At 72.3% G+C, this 20,360-nt stretch carries 16 protein-coding genes; 12 read left to right on the top strand and 4 right to left on the bottom strand.

Going from position 1 to position 20,360, the window contains the following annotated elements; translation table 11 throughout:
* The first annotated feature begins 183 nt into the window (after positions 1 to 183).
* The 3 genes from ACIQOE_RS01705 (at position 184) to ACIQOE_RS01695 (ending at position 2,366) form a co-directional block, all read left to right on the top strand.
* Positions 184 to 747 carry an SAV_6107 family HEPN domain-containing protein gene (locus ACIQOE_RS01705; protein ID WP_351325187.1) on the top strand — a complete coding sequence of 188 codons (564 nt, stop codon included), beginning with the start codon at positions 184 to 186 and terminating at the stop codon, positions 745 to 747.
* Between the two features lie 181 nt (positions 748 to 928).
* Positions 929 to 1,699 carry a methyltransferase gene (locus ACIQOE_RS01700; protein ID WP_351325186.1) on the top strand — a complete coding sequence of 257 codons (771 nt, stop codon included), beginning with the start codon at positions 929 to 931 and terminating at the stop codon, positions 1,697 to 1,699.
* 277 nt (positions 1,700 to 1,976) lie between these two features.
* Positions 1,977 to 2,366, top strand: a complete 390-nt coding sequence (locus ACIQOE_RS01695) for a DUF3040 domain-containing protein (protein WP_351325184.1) — start codon at positions 1,977 to 1,979, stop codon at positions 2,364 to 2,366.
* Between the two features lie 380 nt (positions 2,367 to 2,746).
* Here ACIQOE_RS01695 and ACIQOE_RS01690 read toward each other — a convergent pair whose 3' ends face one another.
* The 4 genes from ACIQOE_RS01690 to ACIQOE_RS01675 form a co-directional block, all read right to left on the bottom strand.
* Positions 2,747 to 5,131 (bottom strand): DUF3488 and transglutaminase-like domain-containing protein, encoded by a 2,385-nt coding sequence (locus ACIQOE_RS01690; RefSeq protein ID WP_365570011.1) that lies wholly within the window; start codon positions 5,129 to 5,131, stop codon positions 2,747 to 2,749.
* Positions 5,131 to 6,477, bottom strand: coding sequence for a DUF58 domain-containing protein (locus tag ACIQOE_RS01685; RefSeq protein WP_401408946.1), 1,347 nt, complete (start codon positions 6,475 to 6,477; stop codon positions 5,131 to 5,133). The genes ACIQOE_RS01690 and ACIQOE_RS01685 overlap by 1 nt, the downstream gene beginning before the upstream one ends.
* A complete protein-coding gene (locus tag ACIQOE_RS01680; protein WP_351325178.1) occupies positions 6,477 to 7,517 on the bottom strand; it encodes a MoxR family ATPase in 1,041 nt (346 codons plus the stop codon). Before ACIQOE_RS01680 ends, ACIQOE_RS01685 begins: the two co-directional genes overlap by 1 nt.
* 261 nt (positions 7,518 to 7,778) lie before the next feature.
* Positions 7,779 to 8,327, bottom strand: a complete 549-nt coding sequence (locus ACIQOE_RS01675) for a carbonic anhydrase (RefSeq protein ID WP_351325177.1) — start codon at positions 8,325 to 8,327, stop codon at positions 7,779 to 7,781.
* Between the two features lie 356 nt (positions 8,328 to 8,683).
* Between ACIQOE_RS01675 and rsmH the strand changes: the two genes are divergently transcribed.
* From rsmH to murG, 9 genes are all read left to right on the top strand, one after another.
* The gene (gene rsmH / locus ACIQOE_RS01670) at positions 8,684 to 9,640 is read left to right on the top strand and encodes a 16S rRNA (cytosine(1402)-N(4))-methyltransferase RsmH (protein ID WP_351935700.1); all 957 of its coding nucleotides are present in this window, start codon (positions 8,684 to 8,686) and stop codon (positions 9,638 to 9,640) included.
* 42 nt (positions 9,641 to 9,682) lie between these two features.
* Complete coding sequence (locus tag ACIQOE_RS01665) at positions 9,683 to 10,234, top strand: septum formation initiator family protein (RefSeq protein ID WP_401408941.1); 552 nt, start codon at positions 9,683 to 9,685, stop codon at positions 10,232 to 10,234.
* 5 nt (positions 10,235 to 10,239) lie between these two features.
* On the top strand, positions 10,240 to 12,225 hold the full coding sequence (locus ACIQOE_RS01660) for a penicillin-binding protein 2 (RefSeq protein WP_365570014.1): 1,986 nt from the start codon (positions 10,240 to 10,242) through the stop codon (positions 12,223 to 12,225).
* A 177-nt stretch (positions 12,226 to 12,402) separates the two neighbouring features.
* Positions 12,403 to 13,932, top strand: coding sequence for a UDP-N-acetylmuramoyl-L-alanyl-D-glutamate--2,6-diaminopimelate ligase (locus ACIQOE_RS01655; RefSeq protein WP_351325169.1), 1,530 nt, complete (start codon positions 12,403 to 12,405; stop codon positions 13,930 to 13,932).
* A gap of 4 nt (positions 13,933 to 13,936) precedes the next feature.
* The gene (gene murF / locus ACIQOE_RS01650; protein WP_399008412.1) at positions 13,937 to 15,364 is read left to right on the top strand and encodes a UDP-N-acetylmuramoyl-tripeptide--D-alanyl-D-alanine ligase; all 1,428 of its coding nucleotides are present in this window, start codon (positions 13,937 to 13,939) and stop codon (positions 15,362 to 15,364) included.
* Positions 15,364 to 16,434 carry a phospho-N-acetylmuramoyl-pentapeptide-transferase gene (gene mraY, locus ACIQOE_RS01645; protein WP_351325381.1) on the top strand — a complete coding sequence of 357 codons (1,071 nt, stop codon included), beginning with the start codon at positions 15,364 to 15,366 and terminating at the stop codon, positions 16,432 to 16,434. The genes murF and mraY overlap by 1 nt, the downstream gene beginning before the upstream one ends.
* A complete protein-coding gene (gene murD / locus ACIQOE_RS01640; RefSeq protein ID WP_365555263.1) occupies positions 16,416 to 17,834 on the top strand; it encodes a UDP-N-acetylmuramoyl-L-alanine--D-glutamate ligase in 1,419 nt (472 codons plus the stop codon). Before mraY ends, murD begins: the two co-directional genes overlap by 19 nt.
* 66 nt (positions 17,835 to 17,900) lie before the next feature.
* Entirely contained in the window at positions 17,901 to 19,256 is a 1,356-nt protein-coding gene (ftsW, locus tag ACIQOE_RS01635; RefSeq protein WP_351325164.1) for a putative lipid II flippase FtsW, read from the top strand.
* 6 nt (positions 19,257 to 19,262) lie between these two features.
* Positions 19,263 to 20,351, top strand: a complete 1,089-nt coding sequence (gene murG, locus ACIQOE_RS01630) for an undecaprenyldiphospho-muramoylpentapeptide beta-N-acetylglucosaminyltransferase (RefSeq protein ID WP_351325162.1) — start codon at positions 19,263 to 19,265, stop codon at positions 20,349 to 20,351.
* The last annotated feature ends 9 nt before the right edge of the window (positions 20,352 to 20,360 follow it).

Below are 20,360 nucleotides of genomic sequence, written 5' to 3'. Positions count from 1 at the left end.
CCGCGCCGGAGCGGCGTCCGGAGCGGCCTCTATTTGAACTGACTGGTCAGTGCAAAAAGTAGCCCGAACTCGCGAGCGAAGCAAAACCGCAGGTCAGAACGGATTGTCAGTGCCATACCGCACGATGGGCACATACGGCACCCCGAGTAAGGGAACCGTCACCCAGACGACAGGAGGTTCGTCATGGCCAACTCCTCAGCGGCCGCCGCCCACCGGCGCCGCCCCACCGGCCCTGCCCCCTCACTGACCGGCCCGGCGAGCGACGTACACCCCGTGCTCCGCCGGGCCACGGCCCCGCCCGCCGCCCTCGACCTGCTCACCCAGGCCCACGCCGCCCTCGACGAGGCCGTCCTCCTCGACACCCCCAACGAGCGCTACGCGACCGCCCACCTGGCGGCCCTGCGCACCGCGGCCGCCGTCCTCGCGGCCCGCGCCCGCCCCGAGACCTCGCCCCGGCGCCGGGCCCGCATCCGCAGCGCCTGGGAGGTGCTGCCCGAGGTGGCGCCCGAGCTCACCGAGTGGAGCGCCCTGTTCGCCTCCGGCGCCGGCCGCCGGGCCCGCGCCGTGGCGGGCATCCAGGGCGCCGCGGGCCGCCGCGACGCCGACGACCTGATACGTGACGTGGAGATGTTCCTCCGCCTGGTCGAGCGGATGCTCATCCTCCAGCCGGTGCTGCCGCAGCCCCGCCGACAGGACGGCGAGCCGTCGGACGGCTCCGCGGACAGGGGGCTGCCCGACGCGGGGTGACCTGGGGCCGGACGCCCGGCGCGGGAGGACCGGGGCCGGGCGCCGGGGAGTATCGCGGGGCGGCGGAGGCAATAGGGTGGAGAACGCCTGAAGCCTTCCCTCCTCCCGCACTCCGGGCCGGGAAGGCACCGAGTTCGCGCCGCCGGGCAACAGGCGGTGCCGCGCCGAGGAGTCAACTGCCGTGCCGGACCCCACACGACCCCGCGCTTCTCTCCGTACCGCCGTGGTCTGGGAGGTACTCCAGGAGGCCCTCGACCGCCGGGTCAAGGCCACCGGCCGGGACGTGCTGGACGTCCTCGACACCGGCGGCGGCAGCGGCAACTTCGCCGTGCCCCTGGCCCGCCTCGGGCACCGCGTCACCGTCGTCGACCCCAGCCCCAACGCCCTGTTCGCGCTGGAGCGGCGCGCCGCCGAGGCGGGTGTCGCCGACCGGGTCAAGGGCGTCCAGGGCGACGTCCTCGGGCTCTTCGACGTGGTCGAGCGCGGCGGCCACGACGCGGTGCTCTGCCACGGTGTCCTGGAGCACGTCGACGACCCGGCCGCGGGCGTCCGCAACACCGTGGCCGCGCTGCGCTCCGAGGGCGTTCTCAGCCTGCTCGCCGCCGGACTCGGCGGAGCCGTGCTCGCACGCGCCCTCGCGGGGCACTTCAAGGAGGCCCGGCAGGCCCTCGGCGACCCCGACGGCCGCTGGGGCAGCGGCGACCCCATGCCGCGCCGCTTCACCGCCGAGCAGCTGACCGGGCTGGTCGAGGAGGCGGGGCTGTCCGTCGCCGCCGTGCACGGCGTGCGGGTCTTCGCCGACCTCGTCCCCGGCGTCCTGGTGGACACCGAGCCCGGCGCCCTCGACGCGCTGCTGAAGCTGGAGGCCGCCGCGGCCGAGCTTCCGGCCTTCCACGCCGTCGCCACCCAGCTCCATGTGCTCGGCGAGACTCCGGGTGCGGCCGGGACCTGAGATCCTCCTGGGACGAGCCCGCTGATCAGGGACTCGGCAGCGGATGGAGTACGCCACAGGCCCCCCGATCGAGGGGTTTGCGCCGTATGATCGAGGGAGACCGCTCGGCATGACGGGTCGGCCGCCGGGGAATGGAAGCCTCAGCGAGCCGGTACGCCCATGTCGGATTCCGGTTGGCCAATTGGCCTAGAGGGGCGGGTTTCACGGGGGCGATTCCCTGCCTATCCTGAAGGGACCCCCCGGGTCGCCCCGGCGACTGCACGATGAGGAGGACGCCGTGCCGCTCTCGGAGCACGAGCAGCGAATGCTTGAGCAGATGGAGCGAGCGCTGTACGCCGAAGACCCCAAGTTCGCGACAGCGCTTGAGGGAAGCGGGCTGCGGTCGTACACCCGGCGACGGGTCTACCAGGCGGCCGCCGGCTTCCTCGTCGGTATCGCGCTCCTCATGGCCGGCATGGTGGCGAAGCAGATCTGGGTCAGCGTGGTGGGCTTCCTCGTCATGCTGGGCTGCGCGGTCCTCGCCGTCACCGGCTGGCGCAAGGCTCCCAAGCCCGGAGAGCAGCCCGCGGGAGCCCCGCAGGCCCGTCGCCAGGTCAGGCCGAAGCGTTCGATGATGGACCGCATCGAGGAGCGCTGGCAGCGCCGCCGCGACGAGCAGGGCCACTGAGCCCTCGCCGCACGGGCGGAACAGAGCGTGACTGAGGGGTGACCACCCACCGGGTGGTCACCCCTCAGCCGTACCCACTGCCACTCGGCCCGACCGCCCCTCAGGCCCACCGCCCAGGGCCCGGTTCTGCCCCAGCCGGGCCGGTGCCAGGCCCAACTGCCGTTCAGCCGCAGTGCCGCCCGGCCCGACTGGTGTTCAGCCGCACTGCCGCTTGGCCTGGCTGCTGTTCAGCCGCACTGCCGCACGGCCCGGCTGCTGTTCAGCTGCACGCTCGGCCCGGCTGCTGCTCGGCCCCCGGCGGCAGCCGGGCTGCTGGCTCAGCCTGGCGGTGCCCGGCCCATCGGCGGCAGCCGGGCTGTCGGCTCAGCCCGGCTGTCCGGTCAGGTCCGCTGTCCCGACGGCCTGCGCAGGGCCGGCCGGGCCGCGGCCGCCCGCTCCCGCAGCCGTGCCCATCCGGCCGACGCCGCCCACAGCAGCCGCACCGCCGACCGCGGGGCGAACAGCGCCCGCAGCCTGGTGGGAACGCCCGCCCGGCCGTTGAAGGCGTCCGACACCCGGCGGACGTCGTCGGCGAGACCCGCCGTCAGCCGCGGCCGCGGCGCGTACAGCACCTGTTCGACCGCGTCCGCGACCCGGTGCACCGAGGCGGCGGCGACCGGGTCGAGGCCGCCGAGCCGGACGATCCGGTCGGCCGCGCCCCGCGGGCTCAGCGAGTCGTCCGGCGGGACGCCGAAGTCCCAGGCCGTGTCGATCAGTTCCTGCCAGACCGCCAGCGTGTGCGCCGCCGCGCCGCCGGGGGTACGGTCATGGGCCCCGAGCCGGCCGGCCCGCACCCGCAGCCGGTAGAGCATCGGTGACAGCGGTACCGCCAGCACGGCGACCCCGCCCAGCACCCACAACGCCAGCTGCCACCACGGCGGCCCGCCGTCGCCCGGCCGCACCGCGCTCGCCGCCGGCGGGCTCGCGCACACGTCCTGCTTGCGCAGCTGCGCCGAGCAGCTCTCGCTCGCCGAGGCCGACGCCGACGGCGCCGCCGACGCGCCCTTGGACGGCAGCGTCTCGTCCGGCACCGAGGAGCCCGGGGTGTCCGAGACGGTGTACGACGGTGTCGTGCCCCGGGTCGGGGTCGGCTCGAAGCGGGTCCAGCCCACGCCCTCGAAGTACAGCTCCGGCCAGGCGTGCGCGTCCTTCAGCCCCACCGAGACCGAGCCGTCGGCCTGCGGGGTGCCGGGCGCGAAGCCCACCGCGACCCGGGCCGGGATGCCCAGCGTCCGGGCCATCGCGGCCATCGCGAAGGAGAAGTGCACGCAGAAACCGCGCCGCTGCTTCAGGAAGTTCGCGATCGCGCCCTCGCCTCGGCCGACCTGCACCTGGGTGTCGTACTCGAAGCCGCCGTCGACCGCGAAGTAGTCCTGGAGCTTGACCGCCTCCTCGTAGTGGTTCGACGAGCCGGCGGTGACCTCCTGGGCCGTCTGCGCCACCACCCTCGGCAGCGAGGCGGGCACCTTGGTGTACTCCTTCTTCATGGCCGCCGACGGCTCCGGCGCCGCGGCCAGCTGATCCGCCGTCGGCTGCACGGCCAGGCTGGTGACCTGGTAGGTCTCACCGCGGGTGTTCTGCCCGTGGTCGCCGACCAGGGTCATCCCGACCGGCTCGTACCGCCAGGTGCCGGCTACCCGCACCCCGCTCGGCGGGTACGGCATCGGCAGCCAGTCCTGGGCGTACCAGTCGGCGGCCGAGATCGTGGTCCGCACGGTCTCCCGCTTGACGTCGCCGCCGAGGCCGGCCGGGGTCGGGAAGGTGTTCGGGACGCCGGTGATGTGCCGCTGGGCCGGCTTCCAGGTGGTGCCGTCGAAGTCGTCCAGGGAGACGATCCGCAGGTACAGGTCGGAGAGGTCCGCGGTGGTGGTCCGCACGGACAGCACCTGCCGGTCCTCGTCCACGTTGAGGCTGTCCCGCAGCGACACCAGGGGGTTGACCGCGGAGATCGTGCCGCCGTTCCCGTTGCCCACGCCGACGCCGTTCCCGGTGCCGTCCAGCAGGCCGCCCTGGATCGAGGGCATCACGAACGGCACGAACAGGGCGACGCTCAGCACCGCGAAGCCGATCCGCCGCCCGGTGCGCACCGGGGCCACCGCACCGCTCTCCTGGCCGCCCGGGGTGCGCGGGACCCCGCCGAACACCCGGCCCCACTGCGAGAGCCGGTCCCGGCCCTCGGCGAGCAGCAGCAGCAGATAGCCCGCGGCCGCCACCAGGAACCAGAGCCAGTCGGTCGGCCCGTCGGACAGGCCCGCCGCCACCGAGTACAGCGCCAGCAGCGGCAGTCCGGCCGGCGCGGCGCTGCGGAAGGTCACCGCGAGGACGTCCACGATCAGCCCGACGATCAGGACCCCGCCGATCACCATCAGCCGGATGCCGTCCGACAGCGGTGCGGGTATGGCGTACCGGCTGATGTCCTCGGAGCCCTGCTGGAGCAGGTCGGCGAAGTACCGGAAGGTGTCCGGGCCCGGGATCAGCCCGGCGATCGCGTGGCCGCGGGCGAAGACCAGCGTCAGCATCACCAGCGTGACCAGGGCCTGCGCGGCCACGGTCAGCGGCCGGGCCAGCGGCACCCGCCGCGCGGCCGCGCCCACGCCGGTCTGGACGGCCACCAGGAACGCGGCCTGGAACAGCCAGGTCATCGGGGAGACCAGGGGCAGCAGGGCGCAGGACGCCATCAGCGTGGCCGCCGCCGCGGTGAGGGCCAGCCTGGCCCGTCCGCTCATCACCGGGCCTCCCCGCCGGCCGCGGCCACCGACAGCCGCTCCCGGTCGGCCTGCCGCCACAACTCCGCCAGCGGGGCGCCGCGCTGGACGCCGAGCGCGGTCCAGCCGGACTCGCGCAGCATCCGCAGCCGCTCCTCGTGCGCGTCACCCGGCGCGGGCACGTCGGTGGGCTCCCGCACCCAGGTGCCGGGGTCCAGGAGGAAGGCGACGGCGCCGCCGCTGCGCCGGCGCATGCTCGCGGCCACCGCGGCCTGTTCCTCGTCGAGGTCGCCGAGGAAGGCCACGAGGAGTCCCTCGTTCCCGCCGCGCAGGACGTCGTAGGCGCGGGACAGGCCGGTGCCGTCCGAGTGGTCGATCACGGCCAGGGTGTCCATCATCAGCCCGGCCGCGTCCGCCGAGTCCTGGCCGGAGCCGGCGAACCCGTCGGCACCCTCACTGGGCACCGCGCTGCCGGTGTCCGTCAACAGCCGGACCGAGAAGCCGCGTTCGAGCATGTGGACCAGGACCGATGCGGCGCCGGAGACCGCCCACTCGAAGGCCGAGTCGGGGCCCGCGCCCTCGTAGGCGATGCCCCGGGTGTCCAGCAGTACCGTGCAGCGGGCCCGCTGCGGCTGCTCCTCGCGGCGCACCATCAGCTCGCCGTAGCGGGCGGTGGAGCGCCAGTGCACCCGGCGCAGGTCGTCGCCGTAGCGGTAGCCGCGCGGGATCACGTCGTCCTCGCCGGCCAGGGCCAGCGAGCGCTGCCGTCCGTCGCCGTACCCCTTGGCCTCGCCGCTGAGCCTGATCGGCGTCAGCGGCTCCACCTTCGGGATGACGGTCAGGGTGTCGAAGGTCGAGAAGGACCGGGTCAGTTCGCACATGCCGAACGGGTCGGTCAGGCGCAGCTGGAGCGGGCCCAGCGGATAGCGGCCGCGCAGGTCCGAGCGGACCCGGTAGGAGACCTCCCGGCGGCCGCCCGGCTCGACCCGGTCCAGGACGAAGCGCGGGCGCGGTCCGAGGACGTAGGGCACCCGGTCCTGGAGCATCAGCAGACCGGTGGGCAGCCGCGAGACGTTGTCCATCCGCAGGTGGACCCGGGCCTCGCTGCCGGCGGGCACCCGCGAGGGGGAGAGCCGGCGGCTGCCGGCCACCCGGTAGCGGGTGCGGTAGAGCACGGCCGCGCAGATCAGCGGCAGCACGGCGAGCAGCAGCCCGACCCGGCGCAGATCGCTCTGGCCGAGTATGTAGGCGCAGACCACCGCGGCGATGCCGGCCGCCAGGAAGGAACGGCCGCGGGTGGTCAGCCCGGCCAGGGCCGTGCGGACACCGCCCGCCTCCTCGCGGTCGGCCTCCGCCGGGGCGCCCATCACCGACTCCGCGGGGGCTGCTGGGGATAGGCCGGCACGCCCCGGCCGAGGCCGCCGAAGCCGGTCTGCTGCTGCGGGGCCGCGGGCACCGGGGTCTGCTGCAGGATCTCCTGGACGACCTGCTCCGCGGTGCGCCGGTTGAGCTGGGCCTGGGCGGTGGGCAGCAGCCGGTGGGCGAGGACCGCCACGGCGAGCGCCTGCACGTCGTCCGGCAGCGCGTACTCCCGGCCGCTCAGGGCCGCGGACGCCTTCGCCGCGCGCAGCAGGTGCAGCGTCGCGCGCGGGGAGGCGCCGAGTCTGAGGTCGGGGTGGGTGCGGGTGGCCGAGACCAGATCCACCGCGTACCGCCTGACCGGCTCGGCGACGTGGACGCCCCGCACGGTCTCGACGAGCTTGACCATGTCGTGCGCGTGCGCCACCGGCTGGAGGTCCTCCAGGGGGTTCGCGCCGCCGTGGACGTCGAGCATCTGCAACTCGGCCTCCACGCTCGGGTAGCCGACCGAGACGCGGGCCATGAAGCGGTCGCGCTGGGCCTCCGGGAGCGGGTAGGTGCCCTCCATCTCGACCGGGTTCTGGGTCGCCACCACCATGAACGGGCTGGGCAGTTCATAGGACTGGCCGTCGATGGTGACCTGCCGCTCCTCCATCGACTCCAGCAGCGCGGACTGGGTCTTGGGCGAGGCGCGGTTGATCTCGTCGCCGATCACGATCTGGGCGAAGATGGCGCCCGGCTTGAACTCGAAGTCCCGGCGCTGCTGGTCCCAGATGGACACACCGGTGATGTCCGACGGCAGCAGGTCGGGCGTGAACTGGATGCGGCGCACCGAACAGTCGATGGACCGCGCCAGGGCCTTCGCCAGCATCGTCTTGCCGACACCCGGGACGTCCTCGATCAGAAGATGTCCCTCGGCCAGCAACACGGTCAGCGAGAGCCGTACGACCTCCGGCTTGCCCTCGATCACGCTCTCCACCGAACTGCGCACACGCTCCACAGTGGCGGTCAGATCAACAAGGCTCGCTCGATCGTCATAGGTCGTCACCCGGCCCTCCTCGGCCCCTTATTGCCCGGACCGGCGCTCTGTCAGCGGAACCGGCCCACCCCGAAACACGGACACCACGCGTGAATGGTTCCGCGTGACGTCCCACACCGCATTCTTGCTGCCGTTACCGATTCGTGTCACTCGCCTGTGGACAACTGCCCGCACTATGTCGGCCTTGCGGCCTTTCGGTCGTGTATTCGACAGCGCCCTGACAGGGTACGGCGGCGGTTTTCGGGGCGGGCGGTCCGCCTGCGAGCGGTCTCAGGCGGGGTCGACCTCGCGGAGCAGGCCGGTGCGGACGTCGAAGACGAAGCCGCGCACGTCGTCGGTGTGCAGCATGAACGGCGAGGTGCGCACCCGTGCCATGGACTGCCGTACGTCCTGGTCGACGTCCCGGAAGGACTCCACCGCCCATGCTGGGCGCTGGCCGACCTCCATCTCCAGCTCGGACCGGAATTCCTCAGTGAGGGCCTCCAGGCCGCAGCCGGTGTGGTGGATGAGGACCACGCTGCGGGTGCCGAGCTTGCGCTGGCTGATGGTGAGGGAACGGATCACGTCGTCGGTGACCACACCGCCGGCGTTGCGGATGGTGTGGCAGTCGCCCAGCTGCAGGCCGAGCGCCTTGTGCAGGTCGATACGGGCGTCCATGCACGACACCACGGCCACGTGCAGGACGGGCCGGGCGTCCATGCCCGGGTCGGTGAAGGCGGACGCGTAGGTACGGTTGGCGTCGACCAGGCGGTCCGTCACGGTGCCGCCATCGGTTATGGCGCCTTCGGATCCAGTGGGAGCTGCTGCGGAAGTCGTCATGGAGACGACGTTACTGGTCACGGGCGGTCAGGGCCTGCTGTGAGAGGACACAAAGAACGCCATCGTGGCTTGTTGTGAGCTAACCCACACGCAGCGCAAACCTGGTCCGTCCGGGTGATTCCCCGTCGATCCCGGCGCCCGCCGGCCTGCCGTACGCGCCGTGCAGGCCGGTTGATTGACCGGGCGACACGGTGGACTAAAGTGACGCGAAGCGGGAGGCGAGACTCTCCCCGCTGGTGAAATCCCCTGGAGACCCCGGCACGGCGCCCGGACCGTCTCCCCACGTGCGCGGCGCGCGTACCGAGCGGGCGGGGACCCGGCGGTGCGTATCTCCCGCGCGGACCTGAGAGGCCCCCTTGAGCCAGAGTCGACACGTCCCGGTGATGCTCCAGCGGTGCCTGGACCTGCTGGCACCCGCCCTGGAGGCGCCCGGCGGCGTGGTCGTCGACTGCACCCTCGGCCTCGGCGGCCACAGCGAGGCGCTGCTGACCCGTTTCCCCGAGGTCCGGCTGGTCGCCCTGGACCGCGACAAGGAGGCCCTGCGCCTGTCGGGTGAGCGCCTGGCCCCCTTCGGCGACCGCGCCACGCTGGTCCACGCCGTCTACGACGAGCTGCCCGACGTGCTCGAACGCCTCGGCATCGCGCGCGTGCAGGGCGTGCTGTTCGACCTCGGTGTCTCCTCGATGCAGCTCGACGAGGCCGACCGCGGCTTCGCCTACGCCCAGGACGCGCCCCTCGACATGCGCATGGACCAGACCACCGGCATCGGCGCCGCCGAGGTGCTCAACACCTATCCGGCCGGTGAGCTGGTGCGCATCCTGTACGCGTACGGCGAGGAGAAGCAGGCCAAGCGGATCGTCTCGGCGATCGTCCGGGAGCGCGAGAAGGAGCCGTTCAGTAACAGCGCCCGGCTGGTCGAGCTGATCCGGGACTCCCTGCCGCAGGCCGCCAAGCGCACCGGCGGCAACCCGGCCAAGCGCACCTTCCAGGCACTGCGCATCGAGGTCAACGGCGAACTCGCGGTCCTGGAGCGGGCGATCCCGGCGGCGGTGGCGGCCCTCGCGGTCGGCGGCCGGATCGCGGTGCTGTCGTACCACTCGCTCGAAGACCGCCTCGTCAAGCAGGTGTTCGCGGCCGGAGCCGCCACCACCGCCCCGCCCGGACTGCCCGTCGTGCCCGAGCAGTACCAGCCCCGGCTCAAGCTGCTCACCCGTGGTGCCGAACTTCCCACCGAGGAAGAGGTCGCCGAGAACCGCCGGGCCGCGCCCGCGCGTCTTCGAGGGGCCCAGCGCATCAGGGAGTCCATTGAATGAGCGGCGCGAGCACGCTGGGTTTCCGGACCCACCGGAGGACACGTGAGTAGGAAACCCGAGCTGAAAGGGCGGGCCGCGCGGCTCGCCCGGCTCTTCCCGGTCGGCCGGGCCAACCAGGCCGCCCGCACCCCGTTCGTCCTGCTGGTCGTCCTGCTGCTCGGCGGCGGCCTGATCTGCCTGCTGGTGCTGAACTCGGCGCTCAGCGAGGGCTCGTTCAGACTCGACGACCTGCAGAAGCAGACCAAGAACCTCACCGACGAGGAACAGGCCCTGCAGCGGGACATCGACGCCTACTCCGCGCCCGACGCCCTCCAGCGCCGGGCCCGCGAACTCGGCATGGTCCCCGGCGGCGACCCCGTCTTCCTCGGCTCCGACGGCACCGTCAAGGGCGTCCCCTCCACCGCCGCGCTCCGGGGGAGCCCCAGGCCGCCCGCCCCCGAGGCCATCGGCACGCCGTCCGACGCCCTGCCCACGGCGCCCGGCGGCTCCGCCGCGCAGACCCCGCCGGAGTCCGCGCCGGCCGCCACCGCGGTGCCGACGCCGACGCCGGCCCTCACGCCCGTGACGACCCCGACCACGACCCCCGGCAGGTGACGGACGTGCCAGACACCTCTGGAGACAGGCAGGCACCGCGCCGCCGCGTGCCCGGCCCCGCCGGGCCGCCCCGTCCCCGGGAGCCCCGGGGCGCGGTCCGGCGCGGCCCCGGCCCCGGCGCCCGCCCGGCCCGCCGCCCGAGCGCACCGCGCCCTCCCGCCCAGCGCCCGCTGCGGCTCGGCAGCCCCCGGCCCCGGCTGCGCATGGTCGGCTTCGCCCTCACCCTGGTGCTGATGATCTTCGTCGGGCGCCTGCTCCAGGTGCAGGCCGTCGACGCCGGCGCGTACGCCGCGAAGGCCGAGCAGAACCGGTACGTGGTGCACACCCTGGCCGCCGAGCGCGGCGGGATCACCGACCGCAACGGCGTGGCGCTGGCGATCAGCGAGGACGCGTACGACATCACCGCCGACCCGACGATGTTCGCCGCCAAGCAGCTCAAGGTGAACGACGGTCCCGAGCAGGCCGCCGCGCTGCTCGCCCCGATCCTCGGCAAGGACCAGGCCGACCTGGTCAAGCTGCTGCGGCCGCAGAACCGGGACCTGCGCTACGTGCGGCTCGCCGCCCGGCAGACCCCGCAGGTCTGGAAGCAGATCAAGGACCTGAAGACCGCGCTCACCAACAAGGCCGCGACCGACCACGCCACCGTCAACGTGCTCGCGGGCGTCTTCGCCGACCCCAGCAGCCAGCGCGTGTACCCGAACGGCGACCTGGCCGCCGGGATACTGGGCTGGGTCAACGCCGACGGCAAGGGCGGCGGCGGTATCGAGCAGCAGCTCGACAAGGAGCTGACCGGCAAGGACGGCAAGATCCGCTACGCCCAGTCCGGCGGCCGCGAGGTGCCCACCGCGGGCTCCACGGAGACCCCGGCGGTGCCCGGCGCGGACGTCGAGCTGACCATCGACCGTGACATCCAGTGGGCCGCGCAGAACGCCATCTCGGAGCAGGTCAAGAAGTCCCGGGCGGACCGCGGTTACGTGGTCGTGCAGGACACCAGGACCGGGCAGATCCTGGCGATGGCCAACTCGCCCGGCTTCGACCCGAACGACCTGTCGACGGCGGACGCGGCCGCGATGGGCAACGCGGCGCTCCAGGACGCCTACGAGCCCGGCTCCACCGCCAAGGTGATGTCGATGGCGGCCGTCCTCCAGGAGAACGCGGCCACCCCGCTCACCCATGTGGTGGTGCCCAACCGGCTGCACCGCGGCGACCGGCTCTTCAAGGACGACATCGACCACGAGACCTGGCACCTCACGCTCAACGGCGTGCTCGCCAAGTCCAGCAACATCGGCACCATCCTCGCCACCGGACAGCTCGGCAGGACCCAGGAGCAGGCCAACCAGGTCCTCTACTCCTACCTGCGCAAGTTCGGCATCGGCGGCTACACCGGGCTCGGCTTCCCCGGCGAGACCCGGGGCATCCTCGCCGCCCCGGCCAAGTGGTCCACCTCGCAGCAGTACACGATCCCTTTCGGCCAGGGCTTCTCCATCAACGCCATGCAGGCGGCCTCCGTCTACTCGACGATCGCCAACGGCGGGGTCCGGGTCGACCCGACCCTGGTGCGGGGCTCCAAGGGCGCCGACGGCCGCTTCACCCCGGCCGCGCAGCCCAAGAAGAACCGCGTGGTCAGTGAGAAGACCGCCCGGACGCTCGCCGAGATGCTGGAGTCCGTGGTGGACGACGAGCAGGGCACCGGCGTCAAGGCGGCCATCCCCGGCTACAACGTCGCGGGCAAGACCGGAACCGCCAACCGAGTGGATCCGGCCACCGGCAGATACCGCGGCTACACCTCGTCGTTCGCCGGCTTCGCGCCCGCCGACAAGCCCCGCATCACCGTCTACTGCGCCATCCAGAACGCCACCGCCGGCAGCTACTTCGGCGGCCAGATCTGCGGCCCGATCTACAAGCAGGTGATGGAGTTCGCCCTCAAGACCCTGCAGATCCCGCCGACCGGCGCCAAGGCGGCGAACCTGCCCGTCGACTACAAGCCCTGATCAGCGCCCCAGCTTTTCGGAAAGACCACCAGGAACGAGCCCGTGACAACGATCACCCCAGATCCCGGGAACCGCCGGGCCGCAGAGCCCTCGCTTCGCTCCGGAGCGGGTACGCCCGGTACGCTCACCGCCGTGCCACACGCTGATCAGTCCCAAACCACCCAGAAGGGCGCTTCCGTGACATATCCGGGGCCGCCCAGGCCGGTTCAGGTCTCCGCCACACCCCTTGCGGAGCTCGCCGATCAGCTGGGCGTCGCCGTCCCTGACACCGCGGCGGACACCGTGGCGGTCACGGGCATCACCCATGACTCCCGCGCGGTCCGCCCCGGTGACGTGTACGCCGCCCTGCCGGGCGCCCGGCTGCACGGTGCCGACTTCGTCGCCCAGGCCGCCGGCCTCGGCGCGGCCGTCGTGCTGACCGACCCGGCGGGCGCCGAACGCGCCGCCGCGACCGGCCTGCCGGTCCTGGTCGTCGACGACCCGCGCGCGCGGATGGGCGAACTCGCCGCCACCATCTACGGACATCCGGGCCGCGACCTGCTCCAGATCGGCATCACCGGCACCTCCGGCAAGACCACCACCGCCTACCTGGTGGAGGGCGGGCTCAGGAGCGCGCGCAGCACCGGGCTCATCGGCACCGTCGAGATGCGCATCGGTGACGAGCGCATCAAGTCCGAGCGCACCACCCCCGAGGCCACCGACCTCCAGGCGCTGTTCGCCGTCATGCGCGAGCGCGGGGTCGAGGCGGTCGCCATGGAGGTCTCCAGCCACGCCCTGGTCCTCGGCCGGGTCGACGGCTGCGTCTTCGACATCGCCGTCTTCACCAACCTCAGCCCGGAACACATGGAGTTCCACTCCGGCATGGAGGACTACTTCCAGGCCAAGGCGCAGCTCTTCACCCCGCGGCGCAGCAAACGGGGCGTGGTCAACGTCGACGACGAGTACGGCCGCAGGCTCGCCCGCGAGGCCGGCGTCCCGGTCGTCACCTACTCCGCCGAGGGCCACCCCGACGCCGACTGGCGGGCCGCGGACGTCCACATCGGCCCGATGGACTCGACGTTCACCGTCCTCGGCCCCGAGGGCGTCCGGGTCGCCGCCAAGTCGCCGCTGCCGGGCCCCTTCAACGTGGCCAACACCCTCGCCGCGATCGTCGCCCTGGCCGCGGCGGGCCTGGACCCGCAGACCGCGGCCGACGGCGTCGCCGCCGTACCGGGCGTGCCGGGCCGCCTGGAGCGGGTGGACGCCGGACAGCCCTACCTCGCGGTCGTCGACTACGCGCACAAGACGGACGCCGTCGAATCGGTCCTCAAGGCGCTGCGCAAGGTCACCAAGGGCCGGCTGCACATCGTCCTCGGCTGCGGCGGCGACCGGGACACGACCAAGCGGGCCCCGATGGGCGCCGCCGCGGCCCGGCTCGCCGACACGGCCGTACTGACCTCCGACAACCCCCGCTCCGAGGACCCGCTCGCCATCCTCGCGGCCATGCTCGAAGGCGCCGCCACGGTGCCCGCCCACGAGCGCGGCGAGGTGCTCCTCTTCGAGGAGCGGGCCGCCGCGATCGCCGCGGCCGTCGCCCGCGCCCACCCCGGCGACACCGTGCTGGTCGCGGGCAAGGGCCACGAGCAGGGCCAGGACATCGCCGGTGTGGTCCGTCCCTTCGACGACCGCCAGGTGCTTCGCGAAGCTATCCAGAAGACCCAGGGATGAACTTGTGATCGCCCTCTCCCTCGCCGAGATCGCAGCAGTCGTCGGCGGGCAGACGCACGACATACCGGATCCGTCCGTCCAGGTCACCGGAGAGGTGGTCCGGGACTCCCGCGAGGCCGGTCCCGGCAGCCTGTTCGCCGCCTTCGTGGGCGAGCGCGTGGACGGCCACGACTTCGCCGCCCAGGTGGTCGCACAGGGCGCGGCCGCCGTACTGGCGTCGCGCCCCGTCGGCGTGCCCGCGATCGTCGTGGCCGACGTCCAGACGGCCCTCGGCGCCCTCGCCCGCCACGTCGTACGGCGGCTCGGCGCGACCCTGGTGGCCCTCACCGGCTCGGCCGGCAAGACCAGCACCAAGGACCTCATCGCCCAGGTGCTGCGCACCAAGGCGCCCACCGTGTTCACCCCGGGCTCGTTCAACAACGAGATCGGGCTGCCGCTGACCGCCCTGTCCGCCACCGAGGAGACGAAGTTCCTGGTGCTGGAGATGGGCGCCCGGGGCATCGGCCACATCCGCTACCTGACGGATCTGACGCCTCCGAGGATCGGCCTCGTCCTGAACGTCGGCACCGCCCACATCGGCGAGTTCGGCGGCCGTGAGCAGATCGCCCAGGCGAAGGGCGAGTTGGTGGAGGCCCTGCCCGCGGCCGAGGACGGCGGCGTCGCGGTCCTCAACGCGGACGACCCCCTGGTACGGGCCATGGCATCCCGTACCAAGGCGAAGGTGGTCCTTTTCGGAGAGTCGGCCGAAGCGGACGTACGCGCCGAGAACGTACGACTCACGGACACGGGACAGCCCGCGTTCAGCCTTCACACACCCTCCGGTGCAAGCGATGTGACCATGCGCCTGTACGGTGAGCACCACGTGTCGAACGCGCTCGCCGCGGCCGCCGTCGCCCATGAGCTGGGCATGTCCGCGGAAGAGATCGCCACCGCGCTCTCCGATGCTGGCTCCCTCTCCCGATGGCGTATGGAGGTCACCGAGCGCCCGGACGGCGTGACCATCGTCAACGACGCCTACAACGCCAACCCCGAGTCCATGCGAGCCGCGCTGCGCGCGCTCGCGGCAATGGGCACAGCCGCACAGGCGGCGGGGGGACGCACGTGGGCGGTGCTCGGCAAGATGGCCGAGCTGGGGGACGAGGCGCTCGCCGAGCACGACGCGGTCGGACGGCTCGCCGTCCGGCTCAATGTCGGCAAGCTCGTCGCGGTCGGGGGAGTAGAAGCCTCCTGGCTGCAACTGGGCGCATATAACGAGGGTTCGTGGGGTGAGGAGTCGGTGCACGTGTCCGACGCACAGGCGGCGGTCGACCTGTTGCGCAGCGAGTTGCGCCCGGGGGACGTCGTCCTCGTGAAGGCGTCACGGTCGGTGGGGCTGGAGAGCGTTGCCCAGGCGCTCCTGGAGTCCGGTGCCGAGGGTGTTGATGCCCGATGATGAAGCAGATCCTCTTCTCGGGCGTCATCGGTCTGTTCCTGACGCTGATCGGCACCCCGCTGCTGATCAAGCTCCTCGCACGCAAGGGCTACGGCCAGTACATCCGTGACGACGGCCCGCGCGAGCACGCCAGCAAGCGCGGTACGCCGACGATGGGCGGTATCGCCTTCATCCTGGCGACGGTCGCCGCCTACTTCCTGTCCAAGGTGATCACCGGCTACGCGCCCACCTACTCGGGCCTGCTGGTGCTGGGCCTGATGTGCGGCATGGGCCTGGTCGGCTTCCTGGACGACTACATCAAGATCGTCAAGCGGCGTTCGCTGGGCCTGCGGGCCAAGGCGAAGATGGCCGGCCAGCTGATCGTCGGCATCTCCTTCGCGGTGCTCTCGCTGCAGTTCCCGGACGCCATCGGCAACACCCCGGCGTCCACCAAGCTGTCCTTCATCACGGACTTCGGCTGGACCATCGGCCCGGTGCTGTTCGTGGTCTGGGCGCTGTTCATGATTCTCGCGATGTCCAACGGCGTGAACCTGACGGACGGTCTGGACGGTCTCGCCACCGGCGCCTCCGTGCTGGTCTTCGGCGCCTACACGTTCATCGGCGTCTGGCAGTTCCAGGAGTCCTGCGCCAACGCGATGACCCTGACCAACCCCAACGCCTGCTACACGGTCCGCGATCCGCTGGACCTCGCGGTCATCGCCTCCGCGCTGATGGGTTCCTGCCTCGGCTTCCTGTGGTGGAACACCTCGCCGGCCAAGATCTTCATGGGTGACACCGGTTCGCTGGCGCTCGGCGGCGTCCTGACGGGCCTGGCGATCCTCTCCCGCACCGAACTGCTGGTGGCCCTCATGGGCGGCCTGTTCGTCCTCATCACCATGTCGGTGGTCATCCAGGTCGGTTCCTTCCGGCTCACCGGGCGGCGCGTCTTCCGGATGGCGCCACTGCAGCACCACTTCGAACTCAAGGGCTGGTCCGAAGTCCTTGTGGTGGTCCGCTTCTGGATCATCCAGGGCATCTGTGTGATCGTCGGACTCGGCCTCTTCTACGCAGGATGGGCAGCGGACAAGTGACCGACTGGCAGGGCAGGCACGTCACCGTCGCCGGACTCGGCGTCTCCGGTGTCCCGGCGGCCCGCGCGCTGCACGCGCGCGGGGCGGTCGTCACCGTCGTCAACGACGGCGACGACGCACGCGCGCGCGAACAGGCCGCCGAACTGGAGGCCCTGGGCGTCACGGTCCGGCTCGGTGACGGCGCCACCCTGCCCGAGGGCACCGAACTGATCGTCACCGCGCCCGGCTGGAAGCCGGACAAGCCGCTGTTCCAGGCGGCCCGCGCGGCCGGTGTGGACATCTGGGGCGACGTGGAGCTGGCCTGGCGGCTGCGCGGCCCCGACGCGGCGCCCTGGCTGGCCGTCACCGGCACCAACGGCAAGACCACCACCGTCCAGATGCTGGCGTCGATCCTGACGGCCGCGGGCCTGCGCACGGCCGCCGTCGGCAACATCGGTGTCTCCCTGCTGGACGCGGTCCTCGGCGACGAGGAGTACGACGTCCTGGCCGTCGAGCTGTCGAGCTACCAGCTGCACTGGGCGCCCTCGCTGCGCGCCCACTCCGCCGCGGTGCTCAACCTCGCCCCCGACCACCTGGACTGGCACGGCTCCATGGAGGCGTACGCCAGGGACAAGGGCCGCATCTACGAGGGCAACCGCGTCGCCTGCGTCTACAACGTGGCCGACAAGCTCACCGAGGACCTGGTGCGGGAGGCCGACGTCGAGGAGGGCTGCCGGGCCGTCGGCTTCACCCTCGGCACCCCGGGCCCCTCCCAACTCGGCGTGGTGGAAGGCATCCTGGTCGACCGCGCCTTCGTCGAGAACCGGCAGCAGAACGCCCAGGAACTGGCCGAGGTCTCCGACGTCGTCCCGTCCGCCCCGCACAACATCGCCAACGCCCTTGCCGCGGCGGCCCTCGCGCGCGCCTTCGGGGTGCCCGCCACGGCCGTACGGGACGGGCTGCGGAACTTCACCCCGGACGCCCACCGCATCGCGCACGTGGCCGACGTGGACGGGGTCGCGTACGTCGACGACTCCAAGGCGACCAACACCCACGCGGCGGAAGCCTCGTTGGCGTCATATGAGTCGATCGTATGGATTGCCGGCGGCCTGGCGAAGGGCGCCACCTTCGACGAACTGGTCGCCAGGTCGGCCGGGCGGCTTCGCGGCGCGGTGCTGATCGGCGCCGATCGCGCCCTCATCCGGGAGGCCCTCGCGCGACACGCGCCGGAAGTACCCGTCGTCGACCTCGACCGGACCGACACTGGGGCGATGCTCGCGGCGGTCCGGGAGGCGCGGCGGCTGGCGGTCGAAGGCGACACGGTGCTCCTCGCCCCCGCCTGTGCCTCCATGGACATGTTCGCCAACTACAACCAGCGCGGTGACGCGTTCGCTCAGGCTGTTCGCGAACTCGGCGCCTGACCCGGCCGCCAGCCGGGCGACCTTGGGAGGGACGCGTGGGACGGTCGACGTTCAGCGGAGGCGCTGATGCCCGGTAGCCGCACCGGCCGCCCGCCCGTACAGCGAGCGGTCCGCAGGCCCGCCGCCCCCCGCACGTCGCGGGAGAACCCGCTGCGGCGGCTGCACACGCGCCTGAACCGGGCCTGGGACCGGCCGCTGACCGCGTACTACCTGATCCTCGGCGGCAGTCTGCTGATCATCGTGCTGGGTCTGGTGATGGTCTACTCGGCCTCCCAGATCACCGCGCTGCAGATGTCGCTGCCGGGTTCGTTCTTCTTCCGCAAACAGTTCCTGGCCGCCTGCATCGGGGGCGTGCTGCTGTTCGTGGCGTCCCGCATGCCGGTGAAACTGCACCGGGCGCTCGCCTACCCGATCCTGGCCGGCGCCGTCTTCCTGATGGCCCTGGTGCAGGTCCCGGGGATAGGGATGTCGGTCAACGGCAACCAGAACTGGATCTCGCTGGGCGGCTCCTTCCAGATCCAGCCCAGCGAGTTCGGCAAGCTCGCCCTGGTGCTCTGGGGCGCCGACCTGATGGCACGCAAACAGGAGAAGCGGCTGCTGACCCAGTGGAAGCACATGCTGGTGCCGCTGGTCCCGGTCAGCTTCCTGCTGCTCGGCCTGATCATGCTCGGCGGCGACATGGGTACGGCGATCATCCTGACCGCGATCCTGTTCGGCCTGCTGTGGCTGGCGGGAGCGCCGACCCGGCTGTTCGCCGGAGTGCTGTCGATCGCCGGCGTGCTCGGTGTGATCCTCATCAAGACCAGCCCCAACCGGATGGCGCGGCTCGCCTGCATCGGCGCCACCGAGCCGAAGACCGGCGTCGCCGACTGCTGGCAGGCGGTGCACGGCATCTACGCCCTGGCCTCCGGCGGGCTGTTCGGCTCCGGACTCGGCGCGAGTGTGGAAAAATGGGGCCAACTGCCCGAAGCCCACACCGACTTCATCTTCGCCGTCACCGGTGAGGAACTGGGCCTGTCGGGGACGCTGTCGGTACTGGCCCTCTTCGCGGCTCTAGGCTATGCGGGTATCCGCGTGGCCGGACGCACGGAGGACCCCTTCGTGAGGTATGCCGCGGGAGGCGTGACCACCTGGATCACCGCACAGGCGGTGATCAACATCGGTGCGGTGCTCGGCCTGCTGCCGATCGCCGGCGTCCCTCTCCCGCTGTTCTCCTACGGGGGCTCCGCCCTGCTGCCGACCATGTTCGCCATCGGGCTGCTGATCGCCTTCGCGCGCGACGAGCCCGCTGCGCGGGCGGCGCTTGCGCGGCGGCAACCTCGCTTTGGTAGAAAGCGGGGGGCCGGGAGCCCTGCGGGGCCTCGGAGATGGAACACGATGCGACGGCGCGCCCCGGTGGCGCGCTCGTCCGGAGAGCGGTGAATTTCGGTGCATGTCGTACTCGCTGGTGGGGGGACCGCCGGCCACATCGAGCCCGCGCTCGCCCTCGCGGACGCCCTGCGCAGGCAGGACCCCACCGTGGGGATCACGGCCCTGGGCACGGAGCGCGGCCTGGAGACCAAGCTGGTGCCCGAGCGCGGTTACGAGCTGGCCCTGATCCCGGCGGTGCCGCTGCCCCGCAAGCCCACCCCCGAACTGATCACCGTGCCGGGCCGGCTGCGCGGCACCATCAAGGCGGCCGAGCAGATCCTGGAGCGCACCAAGGCGGACTGCGTGGTCGGTTTCGGCGGCTACGTCGCCCTGCCCGGCTACCTCGCCGCCAAGCGGCTCGGCGTGCCGATCGTGATCCACGAGGCCAACGCCAGGCCCGGCCTCGCCAACAAGATCGGCTCCCGGTATGCCGCCCGGGTCGCGGTCTCCACGCCGGACAGCAAGCTGCGCGACGCCCGGTACATCGGCATCCCGCTGCGCCGCTCCATCTCCCTCCTGGACCGCGCCGCCGCCCGCCCCGAGGGCCGGCACCGCTTCGGTCTCGACCCCAACCTGCCCACGCTGCTGGTCTCCGGCGGCTCCCAGGGCGCCCGCCGCCTCAACGAGGTCGTCCAGCAGGTCGCGCCCTACCTCCAGCAGGCGGGCATCCAGATCCTGCACGCGGTCGGGCCGAAGAACGAACTGCCGCAGGTGCACCAGATGCCGGGGATGCCGCCGTATGTCCCGGTAAGTTACCTGGACCGGATGGACCTCGCGTACGCCGCGGCCGACATGATGCTCTGCCGCGCGGGCGCGATGACCGTCGCCGAACTCTCCGCCGTCGGACTCCCGGCCGCCTACGTCCCGCTGCCCATCGGCAACGGCGAACAGCGGCTGAACGCCCAGCCGGTGGTCAAGGCCGGCGGCGGCCTGCTGGTCGACGACGCGGAACTCACCCCCGAGTGGGTGCAGCAGAACGTCCTGCCCGTGCTCGCCGATCCGCACCGCTTGTACGAGATGTCCCGTGCGGCAAGCGAGTTCGGCCGCCGGGACGCCGACGACCTGCTCGTCGGGATGGTGTACGAGGCGATCGCCGCCGGCCGCTAGGCCGTATGA

It is taken from the genome of Streptomyces sp. NPDC091282, assembly GCF_044757385.1.
GTDB classification, from domain to species: domain Bacteria; phylum Actinomycetota; class Actinomycetes; order Streptomycetales; family Streptomycetaceae; genus Streptomyces; species Streptomyces gramineus.
This window is presented reverse-complemented; position numbering and strand designations above follow the sequence as displayed.

Bases quoted from the DNA above. Each gene is read 5' to 3' on its own strand.
- ACIQOE_RS01705 (WP_351325187.1), top strand. From the start codon at position 184: ATGGCCAACTCCTCAGCGGCCGCCGCCCACCGGCGCCGCCCCACCGGC.
- ACIQOE_RS01690 (WP_365570011.1), bottom strand. From the start codon at position 5,131: ATGAGCGGACGGGCCAGGCTGGCCCTCACCGCGGCGGCGGCCACGCTG.
- ACIQOE_RS01685 (WP_401408946.1), bottom strand. From the start codon at position 6,477: ATGGGCGCCCCGGCGGAGGCCGACCGCGAGGAGGCGGGCGGTGTCCGC.
- ACIQOE_RS01675 (WP_351325177.1), bottom strand. From the start codon at position 8,327: ATGACGACTTCCGCAGCAGCTCCCACTGGATCCGAAGGCGCCATAACC.
- mraY (WP_351325381.1), top strand. From the start codon at position 15,364: ATGAAGCAGATCCTCTTCTCGGGCGTCATCGGTCTGTTCCTGACGCTG.
- murD (WP_365555263.1), top strand. From the start codon at position 16,416: ATGGGCAGCGGACAAGTGACCGACTGGCAGGGCAGGCACGTCACCGTC.
- ftsW (WP_351325164.1), top strand. From the start codon at position 17,901: ATGCCCGGTAGCCGCACCGGCCGCCCGCCCGTACAGCGAGCGGTCCGC.